A 14,091-nucleotide genomic window follows, 5' to 3' on the forward strand; every position below is an offset into this window, starting at 1 on the left:
CTTATTCTTAAATACACAACTTCATACATCAAATATTAAGCAGGCCCGCGAAGTTACCCTTCGCGGGCCTTGACGAATCACGCTCTAATGGTGAAAATTATACTTGCAAAAATGACGAATATTTACATGCCTATCTTTAGTTAATTCTAGTATTTCTTGATTATTGTATTCAAATATCCAAATTGATGCGCATTGAAATTACTTCAATACACACTCGCATCACGTCGATAAAAATCCTCAGAGGTATTGATGCGAAGGATTACAGCGCTGGCGCCGTGGATCACCCATGCCTAAAAGACGGCACAGACCGACCCCTTTTTTCAGCGGCACACTTGGCTACCTGGCCCGAAGAAATCGCTTTTTTGTACATCAACGCATAATGGCTGGCAAAAATAGCGGTCATGATGGTGTCCGCCTGAGGAGATTCGGACAAAGTGGCCCCCAGTCCCTTTCGACCAGTACCATCGCTTCTTTCGGATATTTTTCCAGTCTGATTGCAACGGTGATGACAGCTGGATGGAGCGAGGCGGCAAATGCGGCGGATCCCGAGGATTATCCCTATGTGCGCCGACTGAGTGAAACCGGAAGCTTCACGGTCAGCGACATCAGCGCCAATGGGTCCATTGCGGTTGGATACTCCAGTACCAGCAGCGGGCCACGCTCTTTCCGCTGGGATACCGCGAGCGGCCGCCTTTTCTATGTCAACGACATGACCGGTACAAGCCGAGGCCGCGCCGAGAAGGTGAATGCCGATGGCTCGGTCTTTGTCGGCACCTTGAGCAGCGGCCAGGCTTTTCGCTGGAGCGCGTCAACGGGGGCGTGGAACCTCGGCGCACTCGGTGAGGACCGCCAATCCATCGCGACGGACGTCAGTAACGATGGTACCGTCGTTGTCGGCGGGTCGGGGGCAATCGAGACTCAGAAAGCGTTTCGCTGGTCGGCGGCGACAGGAATGACCGCGCTCGCTATGCCCTCTGACACAGTTTCATCTGTTGCCCATGCCGTCAATGCTGACGGTTCGGTCATCGTCGGCGAATATCAGACGGCCATTAGCACCAATGCTTTTCGCTGGACTGCGACAGCCGGAATCTCATACGATATCGGAACCCTTCCCGGCTCATCCGATGCCCGCGGGGTGGCCGTGAGCGCCGATGGCTCAGTTATAGCAGCAGAGTCGAGATTCGTCGTTTATACCCCTTTCGATGAATTGGAGGACAGGATCAGCGACGGCAATACCTCATCGTCTTTCCCGACATTCCAGAACGATATTCCGTTCGGAGGTGATGGGATGATTGCCGTTGACGAATGGCGCGGCTTCCGTTGGAACGCAACCACAGGCGTGATGCAGCCGCTCGGCGCGATTGGCGGTAGCGGCAGCTCCAGACCATATGCGATGAACGCCGATGGTTCCGTCATCGTCGGCGCAGCGCATTCCGGAAGCAGGCAGCGTGGCTTCCGCTGGACGGAGGCGACGGGCATGGTTTCCGTCGAGCACTGGCTGCGCAGCAATGGCGTCACCGTCCTTACCGATTTCACCCATACCGCCACGGGCGTCAGTGCCGATGGCAATATCATTGTAGGCCAGACGAAAAACAACACCCCCTATATTGCCCGCATCGTTCTTGCGGATACCGGGACATCCGGCCCAAGCACCACATTGGACGACGTGGATGCTGCGGCATCCGGAGTTACGGGTAACGGCGGCAGGCAGCCACGAGGAATCGACCTTACCAACGGATCAGGCACCTCAACTTCTACTCCTACATCCTCGGGTAGTTCTGCTTCGTCTACTTCATCGTCTACGTCATCTACCTCCTCAACGTCTGCCTCGCCCTCGGGCTCCTCCAGTGCTTCGACATCTCCCGCCACCACGACATCTTCGCCAGCGCCAGCGGCTGATAACTCTCATGTGGCTTCTACCCCGCCACCCGCTTCGGCAGCGCCAGCGGCTGGTGCATCTCCTGTGGCTTCCGCCCTGGCACCCTCTTCGGCAGCGCCAGCGGCTGGTGCATCTCATGCGGCTTTTGCCCCTCCAGTCACTTCGGCTGTCACGACTGGCCAATCCGTCCTTCCCGCGCGGTCCGGCATCATCGACCTCCATCAATATGCCAGCACGTTAACGGCGAGGCCGAATGCGGGTGTCGGACTTGCCATCGCCAATACCGTGGTGGATGGCGCCCACGGCGCGCCGATGCGGAGCCTGCTGGAGCCGGGTCGGCAATCTTTTTCCATCGTCAGCGATATCGGCGACAATGACGGCCGCGGCGCGGCTGGTGGCTTCGGCATTGCCGATATCGGCTATGGCATAGGGCTCGAAGGTGGCGCGACGGCGCGTATCTCCTTCGGCGGCCTTTACCACCATCGCGATATCGATACCGGAGGCGACTTCACAGAAAAGGGCTTCTACATCGCTTCGGAAATCAGCCTTCCGGTCGCTAGCGCTCTCCATGCCACCATCGGTGGATATTACGCACCCGGCAGGATGTCGATCGAGCGTGGTTACCTCAATGGCGGTGCGATGAATTATTCGCGAGGCGAAACCGATCTCGATGTCTGGGCGGCGAAACTGCGCTTCGACTGGCTGGACACATTCTCAATCGGCGAATGGAACCTGACGCCCTATGCGGGGGTGACTTATGCCAAAGCCAAGATGGGCGCTTATTCGGAGACAGGTGGCGCGTTCCCAGCGCATTTTGACGCAAGCGGCGAGCAGTCCACCATCATTCGCGCCGGTCTCGATGGGGTGACCGACCTCAGCGACTCAATCCGCATCCTGGCACGAGCCGAGGCGGTCTATCGGCTCGAAAAAAAGACGGCAACGACCACGGGCGTCATTGACGGGCTCATGGGGTTTTCCTTCGCCGGACAAGACATCGACCACTTCTGGCTGCGCGGCGGCCTTGGCGCGGAATTCGATGTAGCGGGCGGCACGGCGTCGCTGAACCTCAACGTCACCAGCGAGGGCGGCGATCCCGACCTATGGGTTCGCACCGGCTGGAAAATCGCTTTCTGAGCGGCTGCTTGCGTCTAGACATTCATGTCGAACACCAGAAGCCCGGCAAGGCCACCATCGGTCAGCGACACCAAACGTTCACCCACTTCGACATGCTGGGGATGGGCGAGATAGTCGTCGCGGGCTTCCGGGCTTTCGAGTGTCACGATGAAACCATCGACAAAGCCGCCATTCAGCCCTTCGGGTGAGACATTCTGACCGTATTTCACATCGATAATGCCGGGTATGACGTCTTTGAGGGCGGCGATCGCCTCGAAAATCGCATGTTTTTCAGAAGCGGCCGTGGCGGCCTTGAAGCGTAGAAAGACACAATGCAGGATCATCCGGATTCCTCTCCTCCGTTGGGCACCACGCAAGCACCCTTGTCGACAAGATAGGTCGGGTTTCGGTTTTCACAACCCCTGGAATGGCGACCGGATTAAGCGGCTCCATTTTCGCGGTCCAGAGCAGGCAGATTTCCGTTATCGCCGTTTAAAGGGCTCCATGCCCTTGCGCGCCAATTCATCGGCGCGCTCGTTTTCAGGATGACCGGCATGGCCCTTCACCCAATGCAGCGTAACCTTATGGCGCTGCTGTGCGGCCTCCAGCGCCTGCCAAAGCTCGACATTCTTGACCGGCTTGTTGTCGGCGGTTTTCCAGCCCTTCTTTTTCCAGCCGAATATCCACTTGGTGATGCCGTCCTTCACATAGGCGCTATCCGTGTAAAGATCGACCTCGCAGGGGCTTTTCAGCGCATTCAGCGCTGAAATCGCGGCGAGCAATTCCATGCGGTTGTTGGTGGTTTCGGCTTCGCCGCCGGAGAGTTCCTTTTCCACCTCACCGTAACGCAACACCGCGCCCCAGCCGCCCGGGCCGGGGTTGCCCGAGCAGGCACCATCGGTGAAGATATCGACATGCTTCATTCGCCTGCCAGCCCGTATTCGGCGACAGTGGCGATGGAACGATGGAACCGCAACTTGCGCAGATATTCCAGCGGGTCTTTCTTCACCACCAGCGCGCCTTCCGGCGTCGTCAGCCAGTCATAAAGGCGCGTCAGGAAGAAACGCAACGCCGAACCGCGCGCCAGAAGCGGCAGCGCTTCGAGCTCCGCTCCGCCGAGCGGCCGTACCGACTGATAACCTTCCAGCAACGCCTTACCCTTGGTGACGTTGTAAGCGCCGTCCTTTTCGAAGCACCAGGCGTTGAGGCAGATCGACACGTCATAAGCGAGCAGATCGTTGCAGGCGAAATAAAAATCGATCAGCCCGGAGAGGTCGTCGCCAAGAAAAAAGACATTGTCCTGAAACAGATCCGCATGGATGACGCCAGCCGGCAAATCCTTCGGCCAATGGGCCGCGAGATAATCGATTTCGGGGCGAATTTCATCTTTCAGGCCCTTTTCCACCTCGTCGGCGCGGGCCTCCGCCTTGTCCCACAGCACCTTCCAGCCTTCGACGGACAGCGCATTCGGGCGCTTGATCTCAAAACCCTCACCGGCCAGATGCATGGCGGCCAGCGCCTTGCCGACTTCGCGGCAGTGTTTCGCTTCCGGTTTTCTCAGCCACATGCCTTCAAGGAAGGAAATAAGTGCGGCGGGGCGGCCCGACAGCTCTCCCAGCAACGCGCCATCCTTGCGCGGCAGCGGCAAGGGGCAGGACAGGCCCTTGGCGGCCAGATGCTGCATGAGGCCGAGGAAGAAGGGCAGGTCATTTTTCTCCACCCGCTTTTCATAAAGCGTCAGGATCAGCGGATCCCTGGTGGTGTGCAGCAGAAAATTGGAGTTTTCTACACCCTCGGCAATACCCTTATACGAGGTGAGGCTGCCGACGTCATATTGCGTGAGGAAATTCCTCAGATCATCTTCGGTGATGTCAGTATAAACTGCCAATTTAAAATCTCGTCATGAAGGATGGATCGGAAATTTCGGGCGTGACGCGGGCGGACAGGACCACGTTGAGCGCTGCAGCGCCTAAAGACCGGCAGCAGCTTTCGGCGGCAGCGCGTTGCTGGCGTTGCCGTTGACGAAGGCCATGTCGTCCGTCGTGAGTTCGATGGTGCGCAGCTCGCGATTGACGAGGAAATGCTCCGTTTCCTCAACCGTGACGGCAAGATCAAGCGTCGTGTCAAAACGCGCCTTGAAGGCTTCGATGATTTCATCAACGATAACTTCAGGTGCCGAAGCGCCGGCGGAAAGGCCAACGGTGCTGATATCGCCAATTTCATTCCAGTCGATTTCCGAGGCCCGCTGCACGAGAACGGAGCGCTTCGCGCCGGCGCGCAGCGCGACTTCTACCAGCCGCTTGGAATTGGAGGAATTTGGCGCGCCAACGACGATGAAGAGGTCGCAGCCGGGGGCCGCCTGCTTTACCGCATCCTGACGGTTGGTTGTCGCGTAGCAGATGCTGTCGGCGGCGGGGGCCTGAATGGCCGGGAACCGCGCCTGCAGCCTGGCGATCACGCCTGCCGTGTCGTCAACCGACAGCGTCGTCTGCGTAACGAAGCCGAGGTTCTCGCGATCGACTGGTTCGTAACGGTCGACATCCTCGACCGTTTCGATCAGCGAAACCGTGCCTTCGGGAAGCTGCCCCATGGTGCCGATGACCTCCGGGTGGCCGGCATGGCCGATCAGGATGACATGGCGCCCGAGGCGCTGATGGCGCATGGCCTGCTTGTGGACCTTGGAAACAAGCGGGCACGTGGCGTCGAGATAGAAGAGGTTACGCGCCTGTGCGTCCTCCGGCACGGATTTCGGCACGCCATGCGCAGAGAAGACAACCGGCTGCTCGCGATGCTCGGCGGGAATTTCGTGCAGTTCTTCGACGAAAACCGCGCCCTTGGCCTCCAGCCCTTCCACGACATAACGGTTATGCACGATTTCGTGGCGAACATAGACGGGTGCGCCATAGGCCTTGAGCGCCAGCACCACGATCTGGATTGCCCGGTCCACGCCCGCGCAAAAGCCGCGCGGTCCGCACAGCCTTATCGTCAAAGGGGGTTTGGAAACGGCGATGTTCATTCCAGCTCCTTGGCCAACTCCTTGGCCAGTTCCGTGGTCTTGCCCGAGAACGACCCTACAGGGCCTGCGCGTCATTCGTCCTGCGTCTTGCCGTTCCGGAAATAGGCAAAACCGACGACGATGACAAGGGCCGCCGCCAGCCCATACCACGTTATCGCGTATTGAAGGTGATTGTTGGGCAAATCTATCAGCGTTACCCCACCCATCGGCCAGCCGCCGAGATTGGGCGTGGCATCGGCGTCGACAAACAGGTTCACCAGCCGGCCTGCCGGCACCTGCGCGCTTTCGGCCATGGCCGCCAGATCTTTCCAATAGAAGATGTTCTTGGCGATATCATTGTCCGGCAGCAGGGAGGACGGTTTCGCGATGAGCGGCGCGCGCGCCAGACCGGTCAGCGTCACCTCGCCCGCAACCTGGCCGTCCGGCCGTTTGGCCGGGTCCTTCATTTCGAAGGGCACGAAGCCGCGATTGACGAAGAGAATTCGGCCATCGGGCAGAGTGAGCGGCGTAAAGACGTAATAGCCTGTCTGGCCCTGATGGGTGGCGAAGAAATGTCGTTCGCGCGTGTGATCAAATGTGCCCGATAGCCTGACCTTGCGGTATTCTATGTCCCCGCCGCTTCTCGCGATCGCCTCGATCTCTTCAAGTGTCGCCGGATCTGCGCTACGCCGCTGCTCGATATCGGCCATCAGCGCTTCTTTCCAATAAAGGCGCTTCACCTGCCATGTGCCAAGCCCAAGGAGAATGGCAAGCGCCAGAAGCACCAGCGGCGCTGCAAACCAGACCCGCCGCTGCGCGGCCTTCATGTGGGACATGTCATTCACGATCAAGCCTGCCTTCGCTTGCATTGTTGCGGTATTGCAGCGCAATCATGATCCCCTTCAGCTTGCGCAGCAGCAGCAGGGAGACAAACACCGTAAACGGCAACCACAGCAGGATATGCACCCAAACGGGGGGCGCAAAATGCTGATCGACCCAGAGCGCCAGTCCGACCACCAGAAATCCGACGATCAGCATGACGAAGACCGCCGGTCCATCCCCTGCATCGGCGAAGCCATAATCCAGCCCGCAGGCGCTACAGGCGGGTTTTATCGTCAGGAAACCATCGAAAAGACGGCCATTGCCGCATCGCGGGCAGCAGCCTTTCAGACCGACCTTGATGGGATCGACCGGGGCGAAATTTCCGTTTGATGGTTCAGACATCGAGAGACCTTCCGCGAAGTTGGCCAAAGCCCGAGGGTGACGTCGAACCTCTTGGAAGCTTGCCTCAAAACCCGGGCGCCTGTCTGTGCTCGACGGCGCCTCGTATTTCTTCACCCCCCGGGGAGAATGTGGCCCGAAGGGCCGGATGAGGGGGCAACGTCGCCGAATACCTCCACCCTTGCCCCTCATCCCTGCCGCGGACTTCTCCCCGGCGGGGAGAAGAAACACGTGGCAACGACTCGCTTCAAAAGCACCCTGGTGGGCTAACCGGCGTAATTTACCCGTGGATCGGCGCGCCCCAGCCACCCCAGATATAGATGGCAAAGAACAGGAACAGCCAGACGACGTCAACGAAGTGCCAGTACCAGGCAGCGGCCTCAAAGCCAAAATGCTGCTTTGGCGTAAACCCGCCGGCAATGGCGCGGAACAGGCAGACCAGCAGGAAGACCGTGCCGACGAAGACGTGGAAACCGTGGAAACCGGTCGCCATGAAGAAGGTCGCGCCATAGATCGAATTTTTGAAGTCGAACGGCGCATGCATGTATTCGTAAATCTGCACGGCAGAGAACAGCACGCCAAGCGCCACGGTGAGTGCCAGACCGGAAATCAGGCCCTTGCGGTCGTTGTGCAGCAGGGCGTGGTGGGCCCAGGTCACGCAGGTGCCCGACAGCAACAGGATAACGGTGTTGTAGAGCGGCAGATGCCAGGGATCGATGACCTCGATCCCCTTGGGCGGCCATTGACCGCCGGTATATTCGAGGCGGGATGCCTGGATGGCCTCATGCGGGAAGAGACTGGCGTCGAAATAGGCCCAGAACCAGGCCACGAAGAACATCACCTCTGAGGCGATGAACATGATCATGCCGTAGCGCAGATGCAGCGAGACGACCGGCGTGTGGCTGCCCTCATTGGCTTCCTTGATCGTATCCGCCCACCAGGCATACATCACGTAAAGCACGATCACGAGACCGATATAGAACAGCCATGGGTTGGCCAGTTCCGCACCGAACAGCTTGAATGAGCCGCCCGAGAGGTAACGCATGTAGCAGACGCCGCCGAATGTCATGACGAAGGCGCCGATCGAGGCCAGAAGCGGCCAGGGGCTCGGGTCTATGATGTGGTAGTCGTGGTTCTTCTGATGCGTGTCTGCCATGACGACAATCCCCTGCTATCTCTTCCCTGATCCGGCCCCCTCAAAAGACCCGGATCTCCTCATTACAATTTGCTGTCGCCAGATTCTGTCTTTACCGGCAAGGACGCAACCGGTTTTTCGGTTTTGGCCGGATAAAACGTATAGGACAGCGTTAAAGTGTGGACGCTCTTGGTTTCGCGCGCCGTGGCGATGTCAGGATCGACAAAGAAAACCACTGGCATTTCCAGCGTCTCGCCCGGCTGCAACGTCGTTTCGGTGAAGCAGAAACATTCCACCTTGTTGAAATAGGCGCCGGCTTCCATCGGCGTGACGTTGAAGACTGCGGTGCCCGTTGTCGCGACTGGCGAACGGTTCGTTGCCTTGAAAGTGACCTGCACGGTTTCGCCGATCTTCGGCGTGACCTTCTTGTCGACGGGGCGGAAATCCCAGTTCAGGCCGTTCGACGTGTTGGCGTCGAAGGTGACGTTGATGGTCTTGTCGAGGATGACGTCGGAATATTGCTCGACGCGCTGGGTCGTGCCGTTATAGCCGGTGACTCGGCAGAACAGGCTGTAGAGCGGCACGGCGGCATAGGCCATGCCGATCATGGCGCAGAAAAACACGAGACACAGCACGAGAATGGAGCGATTGCTCACCTTCTGCCTGCCGGTCGCTGCCGCCTGCGTTTCCATATTTGCCATCTCCTCCTCCTCTCCCCGTAATCAGCGCGTCAATGCGAGCCGATCTTGATGATGGTGATGATGTAGAACAGCACCACCAGGCTGGCCAACAGGAGGCCGAGCGCGATGTTGCGCCCGCGTCTCGATTTTTTCTGAGCCGCGCTCAGTTCCACCGTTTCCATCACAGGACTCCCGACATGACGGCCTTAAGAGCCGGCGCGAAGTGATCGGCCAGCAGGCCAGAGAAAATCGCGAAGAGATAAAAAACCGAATAGGCAAACATCTTCTTGGCCGGCAGCATTTTCTCGTCACCGTCAGGCATGCGCCGGACAATGAGCGAACAGTAGACGAAGATTGCGCTCAGCACGGCGGCGAAGATGCCGTAACCGGGGCTCGTAAGGCCGGTGAAATAAGGTGCGACGGCGGCAGCGGCCGTGAGCACCGCATAAACGATCATCTGGTTTTTGGTCGAACGCTCGCCGGCGACATTCGGCATCATCGGAATGCCGACCGAGCCGTAATCGCGCATCTTGAAGAGCGCCAGCGCCCAGAAATGGGCAGGTGTCCACAGGAAGATGATGAGGAACAGGATGATGCTATCAAGCGAAACGCCGCCCGTGACGCAGGCCCAGCCGAGCATGGGCGGAAAAGCGCCGGCAGCGCCGCCGATGACGATATTCTGCGGCGTCGAGCGCTTCAGCCACATTGTATAAACGACGGCATAAAAGAAAATGGTGAACGCAAGCAGGCCGGCCGAGAACCAGTTGACCGCAAGACCGAGAATGACCACCGAAAAAGCGGACAATGTCAGCCCGAAGGAGAGCGCCTCGCGCGGCGCGATGCGACCCGAGGGAATCGGCCGTCTAGCGGTGCGGCTCATCACCGCGTCGATATCGGCATCGTACCACATGTTGAGCGCGCCGGATGCACCGGCGCCAACGGCGATGCAGAGAACGGCGATGACGCCCAAAATCGGATTGATGTGACCAGGCGCCAGCACGAGGCCGGCAAAGGCCGTGAAGACGACGAGCGACATGACGCGCGGCTTCAGCAATTCGAAATAATCGCGTGCGCCGGCTTCCGAAAGTCCGGAGCTTTGTGCGCCCAGTATGTCGCGATCGTCGATAACGGTCATGTCCTGTCCTGTTTCCTTCAGATGCCGCCAGAAACGACATCCCTTGCACCGGCCCGAAAAACGAATGGGATTTCCGGCATGCGCGATGCTTCAATTCATGGGTCCCGAACCTGCCCGCAGGACCGGTACCGGGGAAAACCGATACCAGCATGTGCCAGCCATTCGCCGCACCCTGCCGCCATTCGTCTGCGCTTGCATTTCATAAAGGCCAGATTTGGCTTTTATCACGTCCGGAGCATGTATCACGTCGGAGTGTTGGCATCGCTTGGACAAAATGTCACGCGGCAGGAGCCCTGCCCGTTCGGCAAACGGCACGGATCAAACCGCGCCGTCCCTGTCTGTCAGCAGCCGGACTGCGCAAGCCAAGCCTGCGCCTTCCGGCCCGCGCATCAGCGAATGCGCGGCAGCTGTTCCCACTGGTGATATGGCGGCGGCGAAGACAACTGCCATTCAAGCGTCGTCGCACCTTCACCCCATGGATTGTTACCGGCGATCCGCTTCTTGGCGAAGGCTTCCCAGACGCCGAAGAGGAAGATGCCGACGGCAACCGCCGAGATATAGGAACCGTAGGACGAAACCATGTTCCAGCCGGCGTATGCATCGGGATAATCGATGTAGCGGCGCGGCATGCCGGCGAGACCGAGGAAGTGCTGCGGGAAGAAGATCAGGTTCACGCCGACGAACATGACCCAGAAATGCAGCTTGCCGATGAACTCGCTGTACATATAGCCGGTGATCTTCGGGAACCAGTAGTACCAGCCAGCGAAGATCGCAAAGACGGCGCCGAGCGACAGAACGTAATGGAAGTGAGCCACAACGTAGTAGGTATCATGCAGCGAACGGTCGAGACCGGCATTGGCGAGCTGCACGCCGGTGACGCCGCCCACCGTGAACAGGAAGATGAAGCCGATTGCCCAGACCATCGGTGTCGAGAAGGTGAGCGAGCCGCCCCACATCGTCGCGATCCACGAGAAAATCTTGATGCCTGTCGGCACCGCGATGACCATGGTTGCGAAGACGAAATAACGCTGCGCTTCGAGCGACAGGCCGACCGTATACATGTGGTGCGCCCAGACGATGAAGCCGACCGCGCCGATGGCGACCATGGCGTAAGCCATGCCGAGGTAACCGAAGACCGGCTTTTTCGAGAAGGTGGACACGATGTGGCTGATGATGCCGAAACCGGGCAGGATCAGGATGTACACTTCCGGGTGACCGAAGAACCAGAACAGGTGCTGATAAAGGATCGGATCACCGCCGCCTTCCGGCGAGAAGAATGCCGTGCCGAAGTTGCGGTCGGTCAGAAGCATGGTGATGCCACCCGCCAGAACCGGCAGCGAAAGCAGCAGCAGGAATGCGGTGACCAGAACAGACCAGGCAAAGAGCGGCATCTTGTGCAGCGTCATGCCCGGGGCGCGCATGTTCAGGATCGTGGTGATGAAGTTGATCGCACCGAGGATCGAGGATGCGCCGGCGACGTGCAGCGAGAAGATCGCAAGATCCACCGCCGGTCCGGGCATGCCGCTTGTCGATAGCGGCGGATACATGGTCCAGCCGCCACCCACGCCATAAGCGCCCGCCGGGCCTTCCACGAAGAGCGAAAGCAGCAGCAGGATAAAAGCGGGGACGATCAGCCAGAAGGAAATATTGTTGAGGCGCGGGAAAGCCATGTCTGGCGCGCCGATCATGATCGGGATCATCCAGTTGGCAAAACCGCCGATCATGGCCGGCATGACCATGAAGAAGATCATGATGAGCGCATGCGCCGTGGTGAACACGTTGAACATGTGCTTGCCGCCATCGATGGCAGCGTCGCCCTCGAAGCCGTAGACCATGGATGCCAGACCGTGGAAGATCTGGATGCCCGGCTCCTGCAGCTCCATGCGCATGACGACAGACAGGCCGCCACCGATGATGCCCGCCATGATGGCGAAGATCAGGTAGAGCGTGCCGATGTCCTTATGGTTGGTGGACAGGAACCAGCGGGCGAAGAAGCCCGGCGTGTGGGAATGATGCGCGTCATGCGAATGATCGTCATGAGCGGGATGACCATGCGAGTGATGATCGTCGTGTGCGGAAGGTCCAGCCATTGTCGTCACTCCAGTCAGTTGGTTTCGTTGGCGGCAACGTCGACCGTGCGCGGAGCGCCATCGACGGAGGCCATCAGCGCCCGGTTTGCCGCATTCAGGTCGGAAGCGGCGGCGGCGTGCCAGGCAGTGTATTGCTGTTCGGAAACCACCCGAATGGCGATCGGCATGAAGGCGTGGTCCTTGCCGCAAAGCTCGGAACACTGGCCATAATAAAGGCCTTCCTTTTCCGGCTTGAACCAGGTTTCGTTGAGGCGGCCCGGCACGGCATCGATCTTGACGCCGAAAGCGGGCATGGCGAAGGCGTGAATCACATCCGTCGGAGCTGCCGTTACCAGAAGGCGAACAGTCTTGCCGACGGGAACGACCATTTCATTATCGACAGCGAGAAGACGCGGATAGCGGGCCTTGTCTTCCTTGCCCGCAGCGGCGCGGTCCTGGTCCTTCAGCAGATAGCTGTCGAAGGAGAGCGGCTCGGCGCCTTCGGCTGCGGCATATTCATAACTCCACAGCCATTGCGTGGCGGTCGCCTTCAGCGTCAGGTCTGGGTTTTCCGGTTGCGTCAGCTGTGCGTTCAGAAGATTGAACGAGGGGAAAGCGAGAAACAGAAGAATGAGAACCGGCGCCAGCGTCCAGACAACCTCGATCGCCGTGTTATGGCTGGTCTTGGACGCCACCGGATTTTTCGCGGCGCGGAATTTCAAGGCGACGATGATGAGCAGCGCAAGAACGAAAAGCGTAACCGGAACAATGAACCAAAGCGTATATTGTTCGAACCAGCGTATTTCGTGCATGATCGGCGTGGCTGCCTCCTGCATGCCCATTTGCCAATGCACCGGCTGATCGGCGTGGGCGCCGACAGCCGTGAGCAGACAGGTCATCCCCGCCAATGCTGCGTAAATCCTATTCCTCACGGTACCCTCTCCCTCACGCGCCTGATCCAGATCAATCACAAGCGCAGAATCCATGCTAATGGTAATAACTTCAAACCACAGTTTGCCCTCTGCCGCAATATGCGTCGGGACACGGAAGCGCCCCAATTTTGCCATTGAGCATTCCGCAGGCGACTTTCCCGCACCCTTTATGGGAGCTGCCCCGCCAGGCACGATTTCTAACGGCTCAGATGCGACAAAGCCGCGCTCGCCAGCCGGTTTGATCGCCAGATAAAGAATGACGAACCGGGAAAATCGCGGGCCCGCCCGGGCCGACAGGTCCTATTTCCGCCCAACTCGGCTGGAATTGAAGGCTCCAGGCTTTTTTTTCCGGATTATGGCGTCAAAATAGCCGCACTGATTCGAATCCCAGAGGTATCCATGCGTCTTTCCCCGCTCGCGCGCACTTTTCTTGCCGCCGCCGGTCTTGCCATCATCGCCCCCGCTGCAGCGGCGCTGGCGCAACAGCAGCCGCCCGGCACGCCAAAGTCGACGCATGGTGCGTGGTCCGTCATCTGCGACAAGCCGGCCGGCGCCTCTGAAGAGCAATGCGCGCTGATGCAGAATGTCATTGCCGACGACCGCCCGGAAGTGGGACTTTCGGTTGTCGTTCTGAAGACGGCCGATCGCAAGTCGCGCATCCTGCGCATCCTCGCGCCGCTCGGCGTGCTGTTGAAGGATGGCATGGAGCTCTATATCGACAATAATAATATCGGCCGCGCCTATTTCACCCGCTGCTTCTCCGAAGGCTGCTATGTGGAAGTCGATATTGACGACGAACTGCTGAAGGTTTTGCGCGCCGGCAAGAACGCGGTTTTCGCGCTGCGCGAAGCCGTGGATCAGGACCGCGTCGGCATTCCGATCGAGCTTTCCGGTTTTGCCGAAGGTTACGACGCGCTTCCTTGAGTGGAGCG

14 protein-coding genes are annotated in these 14,091 nt (G+C 59.1%); 2 read left to right on the top strand and 12 right to left on the bottom strand.

Going from position 1 to position 14,091, the window contains the following annotated elements; translation table 11 throughout:
* The first annotated feature begins 505 nt into the window (after positions 1-505).
* Positions 506-3,013, top strand: a complete 2,508-nt coding sequence (locus tag FS804_RS05970) for an autotransporter domain-containing protein (protein WP_246665853.1) — start codon at positions 506-508, stop codon at positions 3,011-3,013.
* 14 nt (positions 3,014-3,027) lie between these two features.
* On the opposite strand, the gene FS804_RS05975 is transcribed toward FS804_RS05970, so the two are convergent.
* The 12 genes from FS804_RS05975 to coxB form a co-directional block, all read right to left on the bottom strand.
* A complete protein-coding gene (locus FS804_RS05975) occupies positions 3,028-3,336 on the bottom strand; it encodes a Dabb family protein (RefSeq protein WP_063947782.1) in 309 nt (102 codons plus the stop codon).
* A gap of 138 nt (positions 3,337-3,474) precedes the next feature.
* Positions 3,475-3,915, bottom strand: coding sequence for a ribonuclease HI (rnhA, locus tag FS804_RS05980; protein WP_065115053.1), 441 nt, complete (start codon positions 3,913-3,915; stop codon positions 3,475-3,477).
* Entirely contained in the window at positions 3,912-4,880 is a 969-nt protein-coding gene (locus FS804_RS05985; protein ID WP_144575579.1) for a homoserine kinase, read from the bottom strand. Before FS804_RS05985 ends, rnhA begins: the two co-directional genes overlap by 4 nt.
* Before the next feature lie 81 nt (positions 4,881-4,961).
* On the bottom strand, positions 4,962-6,008 hold the full coding sequence (gene ispH / locus FS804_RS05990) for a 4-hydroxy-3-methylbut-2-enyl diphosphate reductase (protein ID WP_144575581.1): 1,047 nt from the start codon (positions 6,006-6,008) through the stop codon (positions 4,962-4,964).
* A gap of 71 nt (positions 6,009-6,079) precedes the next feature.
* Entirely contained in the window at positions 6,080-6,814 is a 735-nt protein-coding gene (locus tag FS804_RS05995) for an SURF1 family protein (RefSeq protein WP_144576344.1), read from the bottom strand.
* Positions 6,815-6,824: 10 nt separating this feature from the next.
* Entirely contained in the window at positions 6,825-7,211 is a 387-nt protein-coding gene (locus FS804_RS06000; protein ID WP_144575583.1) for a DUF983 domain-containing protein, read from the bottom strand.
* A gap of 277 nt (positions 7,212-7,488) precedes the next feature.
* Positions 7,489-8,364, bottom strand: coding sequence for a cytochrome c oxidase subunit 3 (locus tag FS804_RS06005; protein WP_063947777.1), 876 nt, complete (start codon positions 8,362-8,364; stop codon positions 7,489-7,491).
* A gap of 62 nt (positions 8,365-8,426) precedes the next feature.
* The gene (locus FS804_RS06010) at positions 8,427-9,044 is read right to left on the bottom strand and encodes a cytochrome c oxidase assembly protein (RefSeq protein WP_063947776.1); all 618 of its coding nucleotides are present in this window, start codon (positions 9,042-9,044) and stop codon (positions 8,427-8,429) included.
* 29 nt (positions 9,045-9,073) lie between these two features.
* A complete protein-coding gene (locus tag FS804_RS25365) occupies positions 9,074-9,205 on the bottom strand; it encodes a hypothetical protein (RefSeq protein ID WP_144575585.1) in 132 nt (43 codons plus the stop codon).
* Positions 9,205-10,158 (bottom strand): heme o synthase, encoded by a 954-nt coding sequence (gene cyoE, locus FS804_RS06020; protein WP_144575586.1) that lies wholly within the window; start codon positions 10,156-10,158, stop codon positions 9,205-9,207. The genes FS804_RS25365 and cyoE overlap by 1 nt, the downstream gene beginning before the upstream one ends.
* A gap of 389 nt (positions 10,159-10,547) precedes the next feature.
* Complete coding sequence (ctaD, locus tag FS804_RS06025) at positions 10,548-12,248, bottom strand: cytochrome c oxidase subunit I (RefSeq protein WP_063947774.1); 1,701 nt, start codon at positions 12,246-12,248, stop codon at positions 10,548-10,550.
* 14 nt (positions 12,249-12,262) lie between these two features.
* Positions 12,263-13,126, bottom strand: a complete 864-nt coding sequence (gene coxB / locus FS804_RS06030; RefSeq protein WP_063947823.1) for a cytochrome c oxidase subunit II — start codon at positions 13,124-13,126, stop codon at positions 12,263-12,265.
* A gap of 432 nt (positions 13,127-13,558) precedes the next feature.
* Between coxB and FS804_RS06035 the strand changes: the two genes are divergently transcribed.
* Positions 13,559-14,083 carry an invasion associated locus B family protein gene (locus FS804_RS06035; protein ID WP_003521101.1) on the top strand — a complete coding sequence of 175 codons (525 nt, stop codon included), beginning with the start codon at positions 13,559-13,561 and terminating at the stop codon, positions 14,081-14,083.
* Positions 14,084-14,091: the final 8 nt, after the last annotated feature.

The organism is Agrobacterium sp. DE0009 (assembly GCF_007680755.1).
GTDB classification, from domain to species: domain Bacteria; phylum Pseudomonadota; class Alphaproteobacteria; order Rhizobiales; family Rhizobiaceae; genus Agrobacterium; species Agrobacterium tumefaciens_B.

Excerpts from the sequence above, each read along its gene's own strand:
- FS804_RS05970 (WP_246665853.1), top strand. The coding sequence starts at position 506 with ATGACAGCTGGATGGAGCGAGGCGGCAAATGCGGCGGATCCCGAGGAT.
- FS804_RS05975 (WP_063947782.1), bottom strand. The coding sequence starts at position 3,336 with ATGATCCTGCATTGTGTCTTTCTACGCTTCAAGGCCGCCACGGCCGCT.
- rnhA (WP_065115053.1), bottom strand. The coding sequence starts at position 3,915 with ATGAAGCATGTCGATATCTTCACCGATGGTGCCTGCTCGGGCAACCCC.
- ispH (WP_144575581.1), bottom strand. The coding sequence starts at position 6,008 with ATGAACATCGCCGTTTCCAAACCCCCTTTGACGATAAGGCTGTGCGGA.
- FS804_RS05995 (WP_144576344.1), bottom strand. The coding sequence starts at position 6,814 with ATGAAGGCCGCGCAGCGGCGGGTCTGGTTTGCAGCGCCGCTGGTGCTT.
- FS804_RS06000 (WP_144575583.1), bottom strand. The coding sequence starts at position 7,211 with ATGTCTGAACCATCAAACGGAAATTTCGCCCCGGTCGATCCCATCAAG.
- FS804_RS06005 (WP_063947777.1), bottom strand. The coding sequence starts at position 8,364 with ATGGCAGACACGCATCAGAAGAACCACGACTACCACATCATAGACCCG.
- FS804_RS06010 (WP_063947776.1), bottom strand. The coding sequence starts at position 9,044 with ATGGCAAATATGGAAACGCAGGCGGCAGCGACCGGCAGGCAGAAGGTG.
- FS804_RS25365 (WP_144575585.1), bottom strand. The coding sequence starts at position 9,205 with ATGGAAACGGTGGAACTGAGCGCGGCTCAGAAAAAATCGAGACGCGGG.
- cyoE (WP_144575586.1), bottom strand. The coding sequence starts at position 10,158 with ATGACCGTTATCGACGATCGCGACATACTGGGCGCACAAAGCTCCGGA.
- ctaD (WP_063947774.1), bottom strand. The coding sequence starts at position 12,248 with ATGGCTGGACCTTCCGCACACGACGATCATCACTCGCATGGTCATCCC.
- coxB (WP_063947823.1), bottom strand. The coding sequence starts at position 13,126 with ATGACCTGTCTGCTCACGGCTGTCGGCGCCCACGCCGATCAGCCGGTG.
- FS804_RS06035 (WP_003521101.1), top strand. The coding sequence starts at position 13,559 with ATGCGTCTTTCCCCGCTCGCGCGCACTTTTCTTGCCGCCGCCGGTCTT.